Raw genomic sequence first — 16202 nt, 5'->3', positions numbered from 1 at the left:
TCTTGTGGATGGCGTGCGCGCAACTCTACGGCGTGAGAAGGGCGCCGTACGGGAAACGTACGGCGCCCGTGTTGCGTTCCGGGCTTTCACCGGAACGCGTTGTTCACATAGCTCACATTCCCGCGATCAGCTTCTCCACCCGGTCGTCCACGGAACGGAACGGGTCCTTGCACAACACCGTGCGCTGCGCCTGGTCGTTGAGCTTCAGATGAACCCAGTCGACCGTGAAGTCCCGGCGTTGTTCCTGGGCCCTGCGGATGAAGTCGCCGCGCAGCCGGGCCCGAGTGGTCTGCGGCGGAACGGACTTGCCCTCGAAGATCTTCAAGTCGTTGCAGATCCGGGTCGCTTGACCCTTCCTCTCGAGCAGGTAGTACAGGCCACGACGACGGTGGATGTCGTGGTAGGCGAGGTCTATCTGCGCGACCCTCGGATGCGACATGGTCATGTTGTGCTTGGCCCGGTACCGCTCGATGAGCTTGTACTTCATCACCCAGTCGATCTCGGTGCCGATCCGGTCGAGGTCCTCCGCCTCGATCGCGTCCAGCGTGCGGCCCCACAGCTCCAGGACCTGCTCGACGGTGCCCGTGCGGATACCGCGGCGCTCGCAGAAGTCCACGGCCTTCTCGTAGTACTCGCGCTGCACCTCGAGGGCGGACGCCTCGCGGCCGCTGGCCAGACGCACCTTGCGCCGGCCCGTGATGTCGTGGCTGACCTCGCGGATCGCCCGGATCGGGTTCTCCAGGGTCAGGTCCCGCATCACCGTGCCCGCCTCGATCATGCGCAGCACCAGGTCGGTCGCTCCGACCTTGAGCAGCATGGTCGTCTCGGACATGTTCGAGTCGCCCACGATGACATGCAGGCGGCGGTAGCGCTCGGCGTCCGCGTGCGGTTCGTCGCGGGTGTTGATGATGGGCCTCGAACGGGTCGTCGCCGAGGAGACGCCCTCCCAGATGTGCTCGGCCCGCTGACTGACGCAGTACACCGCGCCCCGCGGAGTCTGCAGCACCTTGCCGGCGCCGCACAGAAGCTGCCTCGTGACGAGGAACGGAATGAGAATGTCCGCGAGCCGGGAGAACTCCCCATGGCGTGCGACGAGATAGTTCTCGTGACAGCCGTAGGAGTTGCCCGCCGAGTCGGTGTTGTTCTTGAAGAGGTAGACGTCGCCCGCGATTCCCTCCTCGTGCAGGCGTCGTTCGGCGTCCACCAGGAGTCCTTCGAGAATGCGCTCGCCCGCTTTGTCGTGGGTGACCAGTTCGGTCACGTTGTCACATTCCGGTGTCGCGTATTCCGGATGTGAGCCCACGTCGAGATAGAGGCGGGCGCCGTTTCGCAGAAAGACATTGCTGCTGCGGCCCCATGACACGACACGGCGGAAGAGGTACCGCGCCACCTCGTCGGGAGACAGGCGGCGCTGTCCCCTGAACGTACACGTGACGCCGTACTCGTTCTCCAGCCCGAAAATGCGGCGGTCCATGACTGAACATTACGCCCGATCCCCTGAGCTGAAACGGGGTTCGACGGCACGGTTTGGATCATTTTCCGATGAAGCCGCAACCACCGCACTTCCCGCGGGAGCTGCAAGGACCCGCCCGGTGGCCAGCAGGACCAGCAGCGCCACGGCCCCCGCGACACCCGGCACGGCGAACCCCCACACCGCCCCGCCCCGCTCGACGACCGGGCCCGCCAGGCCCGTTCCCACCGAGGAACCCACTGTGAACGTCGTCACAATCCACGAGAACGCCTCGGTGACCGTGCCACGCGGCGCATGCCGGTCGACGAGGACGAACGCACACGCGAGACACGGCGCGAGGAAGAGCCCCGCAACCGCCGCGAGCACCGTCATCGCCACCGGACCCGGCATCAGAGTGAGCGGCAGGTAACACACCGCCAGAAGGGCTACCAGCACCCTCAGTCGCCGCTCCGGCGCACCACTCCACTGCCGCGCCCCGTACGCCGTACCGCCCACGAGAGCCCCGAGGCCGATCGCCGCCATCAGCCAGCCGTAGACCGCATCCCCACCGTGTCCGTCCGCATACGCCACGGCCGCGACCGCAATGGACCCCAGCGCGATCCCCACCGCCAGGAACGCCCCCAGCACAACCAGCAGGCCGGGCGAGCGCAGCGCACCCAGCCAGTGCGCCTCACGGGGCGCGGAACGCCACGCACGCGAAGGCGGCGACACGACCACCGACAGCGCACCCAGCACACCGAGGACATTGACGAGCACCAGCGCCACCTGCGCCGACCACAGCGACACGCACAGCGTCACCAGCAACGGCCCGACGGTGAACATGACTTCCTGGGCGACGGCGTCCAAGGCGTACGCCGTCTGCACCTGACCCTCGCCGCGCAGAACCGACGACCACAGCGCCCGCAGACCACCCTCCAGGGGAGGTGTGAACAGCCCGGCGAGCGCCACACATGCGTACGCGATCGCCGGCGGATCGATGCCGACGACAGCGAACCCGGCCATGGCGAGCGCCGAACCGAGCGCTGCGGGCAGCTGGACACGCGGCTGCCCGTACAGATCCACCAGCCGTCCCAGCAGCGGCTGGCCCACGGCATTGGCGACCCCGTACACCGCCGCGAGCCCACCGGCCAGGCTGTAGGTTCCGCCCTCCGCCCGCACGAACAGCACGACGGCGATCGCCGCGACCGCACACGGCAGCCGGCCCACCAGCGTGCCGGCGAGCAGACGCGCGGCGTGCCGCGTCCTGAGGATCTCCACGTATCCCGCAGCCATGCCCGCTTCCCCTCACCCGGACCGACGCCGGAGGTGTTACGTATAACTTCCTCTCTCATACGTACCATGTGCGCTGTTCACGCGTCCAGACGACGGGAGTGAGCCGAAGGGCAGCCGGAGCGCCCGGAGGCGAACGACCAGCAGACAAGGAGCAGGCCCACGGTGGCACCCGGCAGCACCCGCCCCACCAGCCGCGACGTCGCCCAGGCCGCCGGCGTCTCCCAGGCCGCGGTCTCCCTCGTCCTCGGCGACAAATGGCGCGGCCGCGTCTCACAGGCCACCGCCGAACGCGTCCGCGAAGCCGCCCGCGAGCTCGGCTACCGACCCAACCTCGCCGCCCGGAACCTCCGCCTGGGCCGCACCCGCACCGTCCTGCTCGTGGTCCCGGCGCTGACGACGGAGTTCTTCGCGGGCGTCTACACGGGCGCGGCCCGCGTCGCCGCCGACCACGGCTTCGGCGTCGTCCTCTACCCCTCCCCCGAAGGCATCGGCCCCGCCCGCGACCCCTTCGCCTCCGCCCAGGCCGCCCTCGACGGCGTCATCGCCTCCTCCATGGCCTCCGACGCCCTCACCGCCATCCGCGGCGACCAGCTCCCCCTCGTCATGCTCGACAGCGACCCGAAGGGCAGCCTGGGCGCCGCCACCGTGAACCTCGACATCACGGACGGCGTCCGACAGGTCGCCGAACACCTGCTGGGCCTGGGCCACCGCCACTTCCTGCACCTGGCGGCGGACGTGGCCTCCTGGACCTTCGAGGTACGCGCGCGCGAATTGGCCGCACGCGTCGGCGCCATCCCCGGCACCTCGGTACGGACGGTCCGGGCACCGATCTCCATCGAGGGCGCCCTGACCGCCGCCGAAGCCGCCCTCTCCGCCCCCGGCCCCCGGCCCACCGCCCTGGTCTGCGACGACGACAAACTCGCCGCGGGAGCCTACAAGGCAGCCCGCCGCCTCGGCCTGCACATCCCCGACGACATCTCCGTCACCGGCCTCGACGACCTCGCCCTCGCCACCGCCCTCGACCCCGAACTCACGACCGTCCGCCTGGACGCCGAGCTCTTCGGCGAACGCGGCATGGAGGCCCTGCTCGCCGTCCTGGAGGGACGGGTGCCCGACGGGGGCGACATCCCCGTCCACCTGGTCGTACGAGGCTCGACAGCGCCGCCCAGTGCCCCCTGAACGCCCTGTGCCCCGGCCGCATCGACGACCGGGGCACACAGGAGCGGGACGGGGGTGAGGCGGCCTGCCGGCCTACTCCTCGTCCGAGCCCTCCTCCGCACTGCTCTCGGCCTCGGTGGCCGCTCCGTCCGCCTCCAGGAGCCGGGACAGCTGACGGCCCACGATCCGCTTGAACTTCCGCGCCTGCGGCCGCGTACGGTCCAGCACCGCGACCTCCAGACGCTCAGCGGGAATCTCCCGCTGTGTGCCGTTCGTATCGCGGGACAGCGCCTGCACGGCCAGCTTCAGCCCCTCCGCGAGAGACATGCCCTCACGGTGCTGCTGATCGAGATAGGTGCTGATCTGCTCGGAATTGCCACCGACCGCGACAGAACCGTGCTCGTCCACGATCGACCCGTCATGCGGCAACCGATAGATCTGGTCACCCTCGGGCGTCTCCCCGACCTCGGCAACGACCAGCTCCACCTCGTACGGCTTCTCGGCCGCACTGGAGAAGATCGTGCCCAGCGTCTGAGCGTAGACATTGGCAAGACCGCGAGCAGTCACGTCATCACGGTCATAGGTGTAACCACGAAGATCGGCGTACCGCACACCGCCGATCCTCAGATTCTCGTACTCGTTGTACTTGCCGGCGGCCGCAAAACCGATCCGGTCATAGATCTCGCTGAACTTGTGCAGCGCACGGGACGGGTTCTCGCCGACGAACACGATGCCGTCGGCATACTGCAACACGACCAGGCTGCGACCACGGGCGATGCCCTTACGGGCGTACTCCGCCCGGTCGGCCATGGCCTGCTGGGGTGAGACATAGAACGGCGTCGACACCGGTTATCCGTCCCTTTCTGTCGAAGTCACGGGGATCACCTTGGTAAAAGCCGGGCGCCGGGCTACAGCAGCGCGGCCCGTGGACCGTCGGGCTGCTCCAGCCGCCGCTCCAGGATCGAGCGGGCGATCTCGGAGGACTCGTCCTCCGTCAGCCGGCGGAAGCCGTCCTCGGTGATCACGGTGACGATCGGATAGATCCGGCGGGCGACATCGGGACCACCGGTCGCCGAGTCGTCGTCAGCCGCGTCATAGAGGGCCTGCACCACGAGCGTCGTGGCCTGGTCCTCGGACAGGTCGTCACGGAAGAGCTTCTTCATGGCACCGCGCGCGAAGATCGAACCGGAGCCCGTGGCCGCGTACCCGTGCTCCTCGGAGCGGCCACCCGTCACGTCATAGGAGAAGATGCGCCCCTTCGCGCGGTCCACGTCATAACCGGCGAAGAGGGGAACCACGGCCAGGCCCTGCATGGCCATGCCGAGGTTGGAACGGATCATGGTCGACAGCCGGTTCGCCTTGCCCTCCAGCGAGAGCTGCGCCCCCTCGACCTTCTCGAAGTGCTCCAGCTCCAGCTGGAACAGCTTGACCATCTCGACAGCGAGGCCCGCCGTACCGGCGATACCGACGGCGGAGTACTCGTCGGCCGGGAACACCTTCTCGATGTCACGCTGCGCGATGACGTTGCCCATGGTGGCGCGACGGTCACCGGCCAGCACGACACCGCCCGGGAACGTCGCGGCCACGATGGTCGTGCCGTGCGGCGCCTCGATGACACCCTGCGTCGGGGGCAGCTGCCGGTTGCCCGGCAGCATCTCCGGCTGATGCTCGGACAGGAAGTCCATGAAGGACGACGACCCAGGCGTCAGGAAGGCAGCTGGTAGACGCCCGGTGCTACGAGTGTTGGCTTCCACGCGATTCCTTCCAAGTAAGCGGCGGCCCGACGGACAGCGTCGGGGTCATCTCCCAACTTGCCGATGGCCGAATTGCAGTTGAAGCACAGTACGCCTCGGACCCTACCCGTCTCGTGGCAGTGATCCACATGCACGGCCAGGAGCTTTCAGGCAGATCACACAGAGCCCCGTTTGAGAGGCGATCATCACGTCGCGTTCGGCTTCCCGCAGCCCATCACGCATGGCCTTGTTCCTTGCGAAGGCTGTCCGAGGTTTGTCCTCCTCACACCTCGGACAGCGCTTCACACCCTGCTCTTCTTGCCCTCGACGCCACCGCTAGCGGCAAGCCTTCGATTCAAAGGAAGACGGGGCCTACTGCCCACCTTTTTGCACGAATGAGCGCACGAAATCCTCTGCGTTCTCCTCGAGCACATCGTCGATTTCGTCCAGGACGGAGTCCACGTCATCGCTCAGCTTTTCCTGGCGCTCCTTGAGGTCGTCGGATGCCTGGGCATCCTGTGCCTGCTCCTCGACCTCCTCCGTGGAGCGCGTCGCCTTCTGCTGGCCGCCGCCGGTGTCCTTGGTCGCCATAACCCCTCACCCCGCTCGGTTCGACGTTCTTGATCAGACCCTACAAGCAGGGTCTGACATCGGCCCCGCAGTTGCTACAACGTACGGGGGCCACCTCGATGATTCCCGGACGATGGACTTTCCACCCTGTCCGGCCGGTTCGGCCCTGGCGGCCGCTCAGCCGCCGGACAGCACCCTGACCAGGTCTTCCGCCGTGCGGCAGCGGTCAAGGAGCTCCTTGACGTGATTTCGCGTTCCGCGAAGCGGTTCCAGGGTTGGGACGCGCTGGAGCGAGTCCCGGCCCGGGAGATCGAAGATCACGGAGTCCCAGGAGGCCGCCGCCACGTCGTCCGCGTACTGCTCCAGGCAGCGGCCGCGGAAGTAGGCGCGGGTGTCCTCCGGGGGCTTCGTACGGGCCCTCTCGACCTCGTTCTCGTCCAGGAGGCGCTTCATGCGGCCGCGGGCCGCGAGACGGTTGTAGAGGCCCTTTTCGGGGCGTACGTCGGCGTACTGGAGGTCGAGGAGGTGGAGCTTTGCGGCGTCCCAGTCGAGGCCGTCGCGGCGCCGGTAGCCCTCCATGAGTTCCCGCTTGGCGACCCAGTCGAGCTCGCCGGCGAGGCTCATGGGGTCGTTCTCCAGGCGGTTGAGGGTGTCCTCCCAGCGGGCGAGGACGTCCTTGGTCTGGTCGTCGGCGTCCGCACCGAAGCGTTCCTCGACGTACTTGCGGGAGAGCTCGAAGTACTCCATCTGGAGCTGGACGGCGGTGAGCGTGCGGCCGCTGCGGAGGGTGACCAGGCGCTTGAGGGTGGGGTCGTGGGAGACCTGGTGGAGGGTGCGGACGGGCTGGTCCACGGCGAGGTCGACGGCGATGAAGCCGTCTTCGATCATCGACAGCACGAGGGCGGTGGTGCCCAGCTTGAGGTACGTCGAGATCTCCGAGAGGTTGGCGTCGCCGATGATCACGTGCAGACGGCGGTACTTCTCGGCGTCGGCGTGGGGCTCGTCGCGTGTGTTGATGATCGGGCGCTTGAGGGTGGTCTCCAGGCCCACTTCGACCTCGAAGTAGTCGGCGCGCTGGCTGAGCTGGAAGCCGTGTTCGTGGCCGTCCTGGCCGATGCCGACGCGGCCGGCGCCGGTGACGACCTGGCGGGAGACGAAGAAGGGCGTGAGGTGGCGCACGATGTCCGAGAACGGGGTCTCCCGTTTCATCAGGTAGTTCTCGTGCGTGCCGTAGGAGGCGCCCTTGTTGTCGGTGTTGTTCTTGTAGAGGTGGATCGGCTGGGCGCCGGGGAGTGCGGCGGCCCGTTCGGCGGCTTCGGCCATGATGCGTTCGCCGGCCTTGTCCCAGAGGACGGCGTCGCGGGGGTTGGTGACCTCGGGGGCGCTGTATTCGGGGTGTGCGTGGTCGACGTAGAGTCGTGCGCCGTTGGTGAGGATCACGTTCGCGAGGCCGATGTCCTCGTCGGTGAGCTGGCTGGCGTCGGCGGCCTCGCGGGCGAGGTCGAAGCCTCGCGCGTCGCGCAGCGGGTTCTCCTCCTCGAAGTCCCAGCGGGCCCGGCGGGCCCGGTGCATCGCCGCCGCGTAGGCGTTGACGATCTGGGACGAGGTGAGCATGGCATTGGCGTTGGGGTGGCCGGGGACGGAGATGCCGTACTCCGTCTCGATGCCCATTACTCGCCGTACGGTCATGCGGCCCTCCTTGCCCGGCGGCGCCCTCGGTCGGGGACGCTGCTCAAGTACCGCTGGCGCTCCGGTGCGTGTGCGGTGCCCGTCCCCGCACTGCGCGACTCGGCGGTACCGAAGAGCCTAGAACGGCTTTGCGCTGGTGGGGAGATCATTTGCGTCATTGCCTTGCGCGCCTCTTGTTGCGGTCTTGGCCTGAAAAACAGTCGACTGCGGGTACCCGGTGAGGGCACCCGCAGCCGCCCTGTTTTTTACAGGTACTGACCGGTGTTCGCCACCGTGTCGATGGAGCGTCCGGTGTCGGCGCCCTGCTTTCCGGTGATGAGGGTGCGGATGTAGACGATCCGTTCGCCCTTCTTTCCGGAGATTCGGGCCCAGTCGTCCGGGTTGGTGGTGTTGGGGAGGTCTTCGTTCTCCTTGAACTCGTCCACGCATGCCTGGAGGAGGTGGGAGACGCGGAGGCCCTTCTGGTTGTGGTCGAGGAAGTCCTTGATCGCCATCTTCTTGGCGCGGCCGACGATGTTTTCGATCATGGCGCCGGAGTTGAAGTCCTTGAAGTAGAGGACTTCCTTGTCACCGTTGGCGTAGGTGACCTCCAGGAAGCGGTTCTCCTCGGATTCCGCGTACATGTGTTCGACGGCCGTCTGGATCATGCTTTCGACGGTGGTCGTCTTGCTGCCGCCGTGCTCGCCGAGGTCGTCGGCGTGCAGAGGGAGGCGTTCGGTGAGGTACTTGCCGAAGATGTCCTTGGCGGCTTCGGCGTCGGGGCGCTCGATCTTGATCTTCACATCGAGGCGGCCGGGGCGCAGGATGGCGGGGTCGATCATGTCCTCGCGGTTGGAGGCGCCGATCACGACCACGTTCTGCAGGCCCTCCACACCGTCGATCTCGGCGAGCAGCTGCGGGACGATGGTGTTCTCCACGTCCGAGCTGACACCGGAGCCTCGGGTGCGGAAGAGGGACTCCATCTCGTCGAAGAAGACGATGACCGGGGTGCCCTCGCTGGCCTTCTCCCTCGCACGCTGGAAGACGAGGCGGATCTGCCGCTCGGTCTCACCGACGTACTTGTTGAGGAGCTCGGGGCCCTTGATGTTGAGGAAGAAGCTCTTGCCGGCGGCCTGGCCGGTGACCTCGGCGACCTTCTTGGCCAGCGAGTTGGCGACGGCCTTGGCGATGAGCGTCTTTCCGCATCCGGGGGGCCCGTACAGCAGGACGCCCTTGGGCGGCCGCAGTTCGTGCTCCTTGAACAGGTCCGGGTAGAGGTACGGCAGCTCGACCGCGTCGCGGATGGCCTCGATCTGGCCGCCGAGTCCACCGATCTGCTCGTAACCGATGTCGGGAACCTCTTCGAGGACGAGTTCCTCGACCTCGCTCTTCGGAACGATCTCGTAGACATAGCCGGAACGGGGTTCGAGCAGCAGGGCGTCACCGGGGCGGATGTTCACGTCCAGCAGTGGCTCGGCGAGCCGTACCACCCGCTCCTCATCGGTGTGCCCGAGCACCAGGGCGCGTTCGCCGTCCTCGAGGATCTCCTTGAGGGTGACGATGTCCCCGACACGCTCGAACTCCATGGCCTCGACCACGTTGAGCGCTTCGTTGAGCATTACTTCCTGGCCGCGCCTCAGTTCTTCGAGGTCGACGCTGGGGCTGACGTTCACGCGGAGTTTGCGGCCTCCGGTGAAGATGTCGGCCGTGCCGTCCTCGTTCGCCGTGAGGAAGACTCCGAAGCCGGCCGGCGGCTGTGCGAGCCGGTCGACCTCTTCCTTGAGGGCCACGATCTGGTCGCGGGCCTCACGGAGCGTGTTGGCGAGTCGCTCGTTCTGGGCGGACACGCCGGCCAGGTTGGTCTGCAGCTCGACGATCCGCTCTTCGAGAATCCTCGTGTGTCGCGGAGAGTCGGCGAGCTTGCGTCGCAGGACGGCGATCTCCTGCTCAAGGTAGGCAATCTGCCCGGCCGGGTCGTCGGACCCTCGTCCCGGGCGGATGCCGCGGTTCATGTCGTCGTCGTGGGCTGCCACGGTCCTCACCTCCTCCAAGGGGAGCTGGACGCTTCCAGACCCTACCTGGGTGGGTGTCGATTGAAACCCCTAGATCACAAAGACGGTAGGGGCGTGTCCGATCTTGCCCCTTGCGCCGTTCCTCACGCCAGGGGAATACCCATTCATCAACCTTCGAAAGCAGGCAGTAGTCGGCGATGGAGTGTTCAACACCCATCGGGGTCGAGCCTAGTTGTCCACGCCGCGCACCTGCGAACAGGAGCGCGGCGGCTCGGTGCGTGGCGTGCGGCGGGCCCTGGGGCTGCGCCGTGCCCCGGTGGCGTGACGCGATCCACAGGGCAGACTCGTACGACGGTTTTCGGCCATGCAGGAGGTTCCCTTCGGTCGATGTCGGGAGGATCACACACCGGGCGAAGAGGTGTTCGAGGGCTCCGGCCCGGGCGGGACGCGCGGGCCGGTTGAAACCCGGAGTACCGCCGAACAGGACGGAGAGGCGGCCGGAGGTAGGGTCGAGTCGGTCAGCACCCGTCAGAGCCGGCCCGATTTCTCGCCGGCTCGACAGCCGAACGGCAGGAGACATGAGCGTGCAGCAGGAGGTCGCGACCGGCGGCGAGGAGCTGGAGGTCTGGATCGACCAGGACCTGTGTACCGGCGACGGAATCTGCGCCCAGTACGCGCCGGAGGTGTTCGAGTTGGACATCGACGGCCTGGCCTATGTGAAGGGCGCGGACGACGAGCTGCTGCAGGCCCCGGGCGCCACGACCCCTGTCCCGCTGCCACTTCTGACGGATGTGGTGGACTCCGCCAAGGAGTGTCCGGGCGACTGCATCCATGTGCGTCGGGTTTCGGACAAGATCGAGGTCTACGGCCCGGACGCGGAGTGACCGGGTAGTCACGGGCCGTCACATCTGTCTGTTTTCTCACACGGCGGGCGGTCCGCCTCAGACGCTGTGCGAACCTGCGGGCGTGGAGCGCGTGAACGCGCCGTTCTTCCACTGCCACTTGGCACTCTGCGTCACGTCCGGGCAGCAGCGGGGCACATCGTCGGACGAGTAGCCGAGCAGCGTCGCCGTGACGGCTCCGTCGCGTACGGCGAAGGCGCCGACGGTGTCGCCGGTCTTGGGGGCGAGCAGGGTCGCCACCACCCGCGGCTTGCCGTCCCTGCCGCGGGTGAGGACGTACACGCCGTCGGGCGGGGTGCCCATGGGGGCGTCGCAGTGCACGACGGCCACGGTTTCGGGGTTTCCGTCGCCGTCGAGGTCCCCGGTGGCCTTCTTCTGCACGACCGCTTTGACCGGGCCGCAGGTGAGGGGGAAGTCGACGCCCGCGGTACTGGGAGCCGTGGCCGTGCGGGCGGTAGCCCGGGGGCCGGCCGGCTGGGCTGCCGTCGCGGAGTTGGGCTGCAGCAGCGAGGAGAGGGCCATGACGCCCGAGACGGCCGCGGCGGTGGCGACCCAGTGGATGGGGCGGGTGTGCGTGTGTGCCAGTTCCGGGACGGCGGATTGCTGCACTAGGAGTGTCTCCTGTGAGGGCTGTGCCGGTGGGGGTGGCCTGCATCGTGCCACACGTCACAGTGCGGGGGAACGGCGGGGTGTTCGGTTCCTCGAATGAGTGATGCCGGGTTTGTTCGGTTTGTGGGGTGGTGTCAACAGAAGGGCGCTGCGGCCGAGTTGCGGATGATGTCCGGGAACTCGGCGGCAGCGCCCTTTCGTTGGGTGCGGTGTGCGGCCGCGTCAGCGGCCGCCTCCGTCGGCGTTGGGGCCGGCGTAGTCCTCGCCGTAGGCGCCCTTGGCGGGGCGGCGGCGGCGCATGGGCGGCTCGACGCCGTCGGCGAGGCGGCGGGCGGTGAGCAGGAAGCCGGTGTGGCCGATCATCCGGTGGTCCGGGCGGACGGCGAGGCCCTCGATGTGCCAGTTGCGGATCATCGTCTCCCAGGCGGTCGGCTCGTTGAAGGAGCCGATCTCACGGATGGACTCGACGGTCCGGGCGAGCTGGGTGGTGGTGGCGACGTAGCAGCAGAGGATGCCGCCGGGGACGAGCGCCTTGGAGACGGCCTCCAGGCACTCCCAGGGGGCGAGCATGTCGAGGATGACGCGGTCGACGTCGGTGTCGGAGAGGTTGTCCTGGAGGTCGCCGACGGTGAGCTGCCAGGCGGGGTGCGGGCCGCCGAAGTAGCGCTCGACGTTCTGCTGAGCGATCTCCGCGAAGTCCTCGCGGCGCTCGTAGCTGTGCAGCATGCCCTGGTCGCCGATGGCGCGCAGCAGGAAGCTGCTGAGCGAGCCCGAGCCGACGCCGGCCTCCACGACGCGCGCGCCGGGGAAGATGTCGGCGAAGGCGAGGATCTGCCCCGCGTCCTTCGGGTAGACGACGGCTGCCCCGCGGGGCATGGACAGGACGTAGTCGGGGAGCAGGGGGCGCAGCGCGAGGTAGGCGACGTTCCCGGTGGTGCGGACAACGCTGCCCTCGGGAGCGCCGATCAGTTCGTCGTGCGGGAAGGAACCCTTGTGGGTGTGGAAGTTCTTCCCGTCCTCGAGCGTGAACGTGTAGTGGCGGCCCTTGGGGTCGGTCAGCTGAACCTGGTCCCCGACCTTGAAGGGCCCGCGCCTGCGGGCGGCACCGGTCGGTTCGGACATGTGAACAGACTACCGGGGTTTACAGGGGCCGCCGACCACTAGGACGAGGGCCTGGCCATGGCTTTCACGAAGGCGCGCTCGACGTCGGCGGCGGACAGCACGCCGTAGATCTCGCCGGTCTCCTCGACCACGAGGTATTCGGTGGCGGGGGTGGCGCGCAGGACGTCGAGGAGGTCTTCGCCGGCGAGTTCCGCGGAGACGCGCATGCCGTCGGTGAGGTCCTGGGCGAGGCCGCTGACGGCGACCCAGGGGCGGCGGTGTTCGGGTACGCCGACGATGGCGGCCTCGCGGACGAGGGAGAGCGGGTTGCCTTCGGGGTCGACGACGACGAGGGCGCGGGCGCCCGCGGCATTCGCGCGGCGCAGTGCCTCGGACAGGGGGGTGTCGGTCTCGACGGGGACGGCGCGGCGGGTGAGGTTGCGGGCGCGCAGTTCCGGCAGGTGTTCCCTGAGGCGGGCCATGCGGAGGCTGTTGCCGGCGCCGGTCCAGATGATGGCGGCGAGGATGGCGGCGAGCAGGGCGTCGGTGACGGTGTCCATGCCGACGCTGTCCTCGGCGGTGGTGCCGAGGGCGCCGGACTGGGTGAGCAGCGGGAGGCCGATGAGGACGGAGACGGCGAGGGCGCGGCCGACCCAGGCGGCGGCGATGGTGCCGCTCATGGGTCTGCCGGTGATCTTCCAGACGACGGCGCGGAGCATCCGGCCGCCGTCGAGGGGCAGGCCGGGCAGGAGGTTGAAGGCGGCCACGATGAGGTTGGAGATCATCAGGCCGGCCAGCAGGACGCCGGGGACGGTGCCGGGCTCGACGGGCTGCAGGGCGACGTAGAAGAGGCCGGCGAGGACGAGGGAGAGCAGCGGGCCGACGAAGGCGAGGACGAATTCGCGGCCGGGTGTCTCGGCCTCTTTCTCGATCTCCGAGACGCCGCCGAAGAACTGGAGCTGGATGCGGCGGACGGGGAGTTTGAAGCGGAGGGCCGCGACCGTGTGGGCCAGCTCGTGGACGAGGACGGAGGCGTAGAAGGCGACGGCGAAGAAGAGGGAGACGAGGTAGCGGGCGGCTCCGAGTTCGGGCAGGACGCGGTCGAGCTGGCCGCCGAAGACCCAGGTGATCAGGGCGGCGACGAGGAACCAGCTGGGCGCGACGTACACGGGCACGCCGAAGGGGCGGCCCATGAGGAGGCCGCCGCCGGGTTCCCGGGGGCGCTTGGGCGGGCGGTTCTTGGCGGTGCCGGAGTGGGCGAAGGTGCGGTCGTCCGCCGGGCCGTTCGCCGCGTGGCCCTCCGCGGGGCTCTTTTCCGGGGCGGGCGTGTCATCTGCGGCGGGCCGGTTCTCGCCCTCGCTGGGCGCGGGGTTGGTGCCGTCGTCCGGCGCGGGGTTGTCCTCCGCGGCCGTCGGGGGCTGTTGGCCGGCCGGGGTGGGCTCGGGGGCGGACGGGGCCGCCGACCCTGCGTGGTGCTCGGCCGGCTCCTCGGTGCCGGGCCGCGGCTGCCCGCTCCCGCCGCTCTCGTCCACGATGTCCCCTCGTTCGAAGCGTCTTCCGCGCCTACCGGGCGGAAGGGTCTCGGGTCGATGGTATGCGGCCGTCGGGAGGCGTTCCGCTCCGGCACCCCTTCTCTTTCCCCAGGCGTCGCAGCTGTCACGGCCGCGGGCGGGTCACTGTCAGTGGCGGGCCGTATGGTCTGGGGCATGGAGACGAGTACGGAGGGCGCGGGCAAGGCCCCCAGCAGCGAGGTGGCGCAGGCGGATGCGCCGGTGGCGGTGGAGCCGGCGGAAGCGGCGCCGCCGGTCGAGACGGCGGGCACGAGCCCGCGCGTCGCCATAGCGCCCGCCAGTCTGTCGCCCTCGCGGGCCAGTGACTTCATGCAGTGCCCCCTGCTCTACCGGTTCCGTGTCATCGACCGGCTGCCCGAGAAGCCGAGCGAGGCGGCGACCCGGGGCACGCTGGTGCATGCGGTGCTGGAGCGGCTCTTCGACGCCCCGGCCGCGGAGCGGACCGCGCCGCGCGCCAAGTCCCTGATCCCCGGGCAGTGGGACCGGCTGCGGGAGAGCCGGCCGGAAGTGGTGGAGCTGTTCGAGGACGATCCGCAGGGTGAGCGGCTGGCGCGCTGGCTGGGCGAGGCGGAGCAGCTCGTCGAGCGCTGGTTCACGCTGGAGGACCCGACCCGGCTGGAGCCCGCCGAGCGGGAGCTGTTCGTGCAGGCCGAGCTGGACTCGGGACTGATGCTGCGCGGGATCATCGACCGGGTGGACGTGGCGCCCACGGGCGAGGTGCGGATCGTCGACTACAAGACGGGCAAGGCGCCGCGGCCGGAGTACGCCGAGGGCGCGCTGTTCCAGATGAAGTTCTACGCCCTCGTGGTGTGGCGGCTGAAGAACGTGGTGCCGAGGCGGCTGCAGCTCGTGTATCTGGGCAGCGGGGACGTTTTGACCTACGACCCCGTCCTCGCCGACCTGGAGCGTGTCGAGCGCAAGCTGCTCGCGCTGTGGGAGGCGATCCGCCAGGCCACGGAGTCGGGGGACTGGCGCCCGCGCCCCACCAAGCTGTGCGGCTGGTGCGACCACCAGGCACACTGCCCGGAATTCGGCGGCACTCCCCCGCCGTACCCACTGCCGCTCGGAGCCGGCGAATAACCCCCGTCCTGCGCCCGAGGGACGGTCCGGCAACACACCGGGCACGCCTCCGCGCCGGCCCCGGCCTGCTCTGCCGTGCCGTGCCGTCCGCGGGCAGTCGTGCCGCCAGGGCGGCACCGGTGGGCGCAGGCGGCACCGCCCCGCGGGCGCGGGCAACCGAAGCCGAAAAGGGAGGCAGCCACTCCGACGAGGCAGCAATGCGCCGGGCCGGTGTGCCGTGCGATGCCGCGCAGGGGGGTTTGTCGTCGGCTCCGAGGGCGGCCGAGTCCGCGGGCGTCTCGCAGGGCAGAATGGGGCCGGACTAGCGAAGGAGACTCACGTGGCCATCCGCGTCCTACTGGTCGACGACCAGCCGCTGCTGCGTACCGGCTTCAGGATGATCCTGGAGGCGGAGCAGGACATCGCGGTCGTCGGGGAGGCCGGTGACGGACTGCAGGCACTCGACCAGGTGCGTGCGCTACAGCCCGATGTGGTTCTGATGGACATCCGTATGCCCCGTATGGACGGGGTGGAGGCGACCCGGCAGATCACCGGGCCCGGGCGGGACGGCCCGGCGAAGGTGCTGGTGCTGACCACGTTCGACCTCGACGAGTACGTGGTGGAGGCGCTGCGGGCGGGTGCCAGCGGCTTTCTGCTGAAGGACGCGCCGGCCAACGAGCTGGTGCAGGCGATCCGGGTGGTGGCGGGCGGTGAGGCCATGCTGGCGCCGAGCATCACGCGGCGGCTGCTGGACAAGTACGCCACGCATCTGCCCTCCGGGGACGAGCCCGTGCCGGACACGCTGCACACGCTGACCGAGCGCGAGGTGGAGGTGCTGAAGCTGGTGGCCCGCGGGCTGTCCAACGCGGAGATCGCCGCCGATCTGTTCGTCAGCGAGACCACCGTCAAGACGCACGTGGGGCATGTGCTGACGAAACTGGGGCTGCGTGACCGGGTGCAGGCCGCGGTGTACGCGTACGAGAGCGGGCTGGTGCGGCCCGGCGCGCAGTAGCGGCAGCCGGTACGACACGAAGGGCGCCCTCTCGCGCTGGGGGCGCCCTTCGTCTGCGTACCGC

Annotated in this window: 14 protein-coding genes and 1 pseudogene; 4 read left to right on the top strand and 11 right to left on the bottom strand. The window is 69.0% G+C overall.

The genetic code is table 11. From position 1 onward, the window contains the following. Positions 1-112: 112 nt before the first annotated feature. Positions 113-1474: a Pup--protein ligase gene (gene pafA / locus ABT254_RS09805; RefSeq protein WP_340382033.1), complete on the bottom strand. Its 1362-nt coding sequence runs from the start codon at positions 1472-1474 to the stop codon at positions 113-115. Between the two features lie 9 nt (positions 1475-1483). After that, on the bottom strand, positions 1484-2743 hold the full coding sequence (locus tag ABT254_RS09800; RefSeq protein ID WP_351466203.1) for an MFS transporter: 1260 nt from the start codon (positions 2741-2743) through the stop codon (positions 1484-1486). Positions 2744-2905: 162 nt separating this feature from the next. Here ABT254_RS09800 and ABT254_RS09795 point away from each other — a divergent pair, with 162 nt between their 5' ends. Further along, positions 2906-3922 carry a LacI family DNA-binding transcriptional regulator gene (locus ABT254_RS09795; protein ID WP_351466200.1) on the top strand — a complete coding sequence of 339 codons (1017 nt, stop codon included), beginning with the start codon at positions 2906-2908 and terminating at the stop codon, positions 3920-3922. 72 nt (positions 3923-3994) lie between these two features. Here ABT254_RS09795 and prcA read toward each other — a convergent pair whose 3' ends face one another. The 6 genes and pseudogenes from prcA to arc all read right to left on the bottom strand — a co-directional run bounded on the left by prcA (position 3995) and on the right by arc (position 9905). Further along, positions 3995-4747: a proteasome subunit alpha gene (prcA, locus tag ABT254_RS09790; protein WP_351466197.1), complete on the bottom strand. Its 753-nt coding sequence runs from the start codon at positions 4745-4747 to the stop codon at positions 3995-3997. A gap of 62 nt (positions 4748-4809) precedes the next feature. Next, entirely contained in the window at positions 4810-5655 is an 846-nt protein-coding gene (gene prcB / locus ABT254_RS09785; RefSeq protein ID WP_351466194.1) for a proteasome subunit beta, read from the bottom strand. Further along, positions 5607-5946: pseudogene (locus ABT254_RS09780) on the bottom strand (endonuclease VII domain-containing protein); the annotation flags it as partial. The gene prcB and the pseudogene ABT254_RS09780, both read right to left, overlap by 49 nt. Before the next feature lie 60 nt (positions 5947-6006). After that, the gene (locus ABT254_RS09775; RefSeq protein ID WP_108011740.1) at positions 6007-6225 is read right to left on the bottom strand and encodes a ubiquitin-like protein Pup; all 219 of its coding nucleotides are present in this window, start codon (positions 6223-6225) and stop codon (positions 6007-6009) included. Between the two features lie 156 nt (positions 6226-6381). Continuing rightward, positions 6382-7893, bottom strand: a complete 1512-nt coding sequence (dop, locus tag ABT254_RS09770) for a depupylase/deamidase Dop (protein ID WP_351466190.1) — start codon at positions 7891-7893, stop codon at positions 6382-6384. Between the two features lie 245 nt (positions 7894-8138). Then, positions 8139-9905, bottom strand: coding sequence for a proteasome ATPase (gene arc / locus ABT254_RS09765; RefSeq protein WP_099927637.1), 1767 nt, complete (start codon positions 9903-9905; stop codon positions 8139-8141). A gap of 557 nt (positions 9906-10462) precedes the next feature. On the opposite strand from arc, the gene ABT254_RS09760 reads away from it, so the two are divergent. Beyond that, a complete protein-coding gene (locus ABT254_RS09760; RefSeq protein WP_351466187.1) occupies positions 10463-10768 on the top strand; it encodes a ferredoxin in 306 nt (101 codons plus the stop codon). 57 nt (positions 10769-10825) lie between these two features. On the opposite strand, the gene ABT254_RS09755 is transcribed toward ABT254_RS09760, so the two are convergent. The 3 genes from ABT254_RS09755 to ABT254_RS09745 form a co-directional block, all read right to left on the bottom strand. Continuing rightward, complete coding sequence (locus ABT254_RS09755) at positions 10826-11395, bottom strand: hypothetical protein (RefSeq protein ID WP_351466184.1); 570 nt, start codon at positions 11393-11395, stop codon at positions 10826-10828. Positions 11396-11617: 222 nt separating this feature from the next. After that, positions 11618-12517, bottom strand: a complete 900-nt coding sequence (locus ABT254_RS09750) for a tRNA (adenine-N1)-methyltransferase (RefSeq protein WP_351466181.1) — start codon at positions 12515-12517, stop codon at positions 11618-11620. A 38-nt stretch (positions 12518-12555) separates the two neighbouring features. After that, complete coding sequence (locus ABT254_RS09745) at positions 12556-14028, bottom strand: site-2 protease family protein (protein WP_351466178.1); 1473 nt, start codon at positions 14026-14028, stop codon at positions 12556-12558. 174 nt (positions 14029-14202) lie between these two features. On the opposite strand from ABT254_RS09745, the gene ABT254_RS09740 reads away from it, so the two are divergent. Both ABT254_RS09740 and ABT254_RS09735 read left to right on the top strand, forming a co-directional pair. Next, positions 14203-15147 (top strand): RecB family exonuclease, encoded by a 945-nt coding sequence (locus ABT254_RS09740; RefSeq protein WP_351466175.1) that lies wholly within the window; start codon positions 14203-14205, stop codon positions 15145-15147. 319 nt (positions 15148-15466) lie between these two features. Then, entirely contained in the window at positions 15467-16138 is a 672-nt protein-coding gene (locus ABT254_RS09735; RefSeq protein ID WP_099927643.1) for a response regulator, read from the top strand. Positions 16139-16202: the final 64 nt, after the last annotated feature.

It is taken from the genome of Streptomyces sp. NPDC001137, assembly GCF_040298885.1.
GTDB lineage: Bacteria > Actinomycetota > Actinomycetes > Streptomycetales > Streptomycetaceae > Streptomyces.
The sequence above is the reverse complement of the archived record's forward strand: the minus strand, read 5'-3'. Positions and strand labels throughout refer to the sequence as shown.

Coding starts and splice junctions, on each gene's coding strand:
- ABT254_RS09760 (WP_351466187.1), top strand. CDS start 10,463: ATGAGCGTGCAGCAGGAGGTCGCGACCGGCGGCGAGGAGCTGGAGGTC.
- pafA (WP_340382033.1), bottom strand. CDS start 1,474: ATGGACCGCCGCATTTTCGGGCTGGAGAACGAGTACGGCGTCACGTGT.
- ABT254_RS09800 (WP_351466203.1), bottom strand. CDS start 2,743: ATGGCTGCGGGATACGTGGAGATCCTCAGGACGCGGCACGCCGCGCGT.
- ABT254_RS09750 (WP_351466181.1), bottom strand. CDS start 12,517: ATGTCCGAACCGACCGGTGCCGCCCGCAGGCGCGGGCCCTTCAAGGTC.
- dop (WP_351466190.1), bottom strand. CDS start 7,893: ATGACCGTACGGCGAGTAATGGGCATCGAGACGGAGTACGGCATCTCC.
- ABT254_RS09775 (WP_108011740.1), bottom strand. CDS start 6,225: ATGGCGACCAAGGACACCGGCGGCGGCCAGCAGAAGGCGACGCGCTCC.
- ABT254_RS09740 (WP_351466175.1), top strand. CDS start 14,203: ATGGAGACGAGTACGGAGGGCGCGGGCAAGGCCCCCAGCAGCGAGGTG.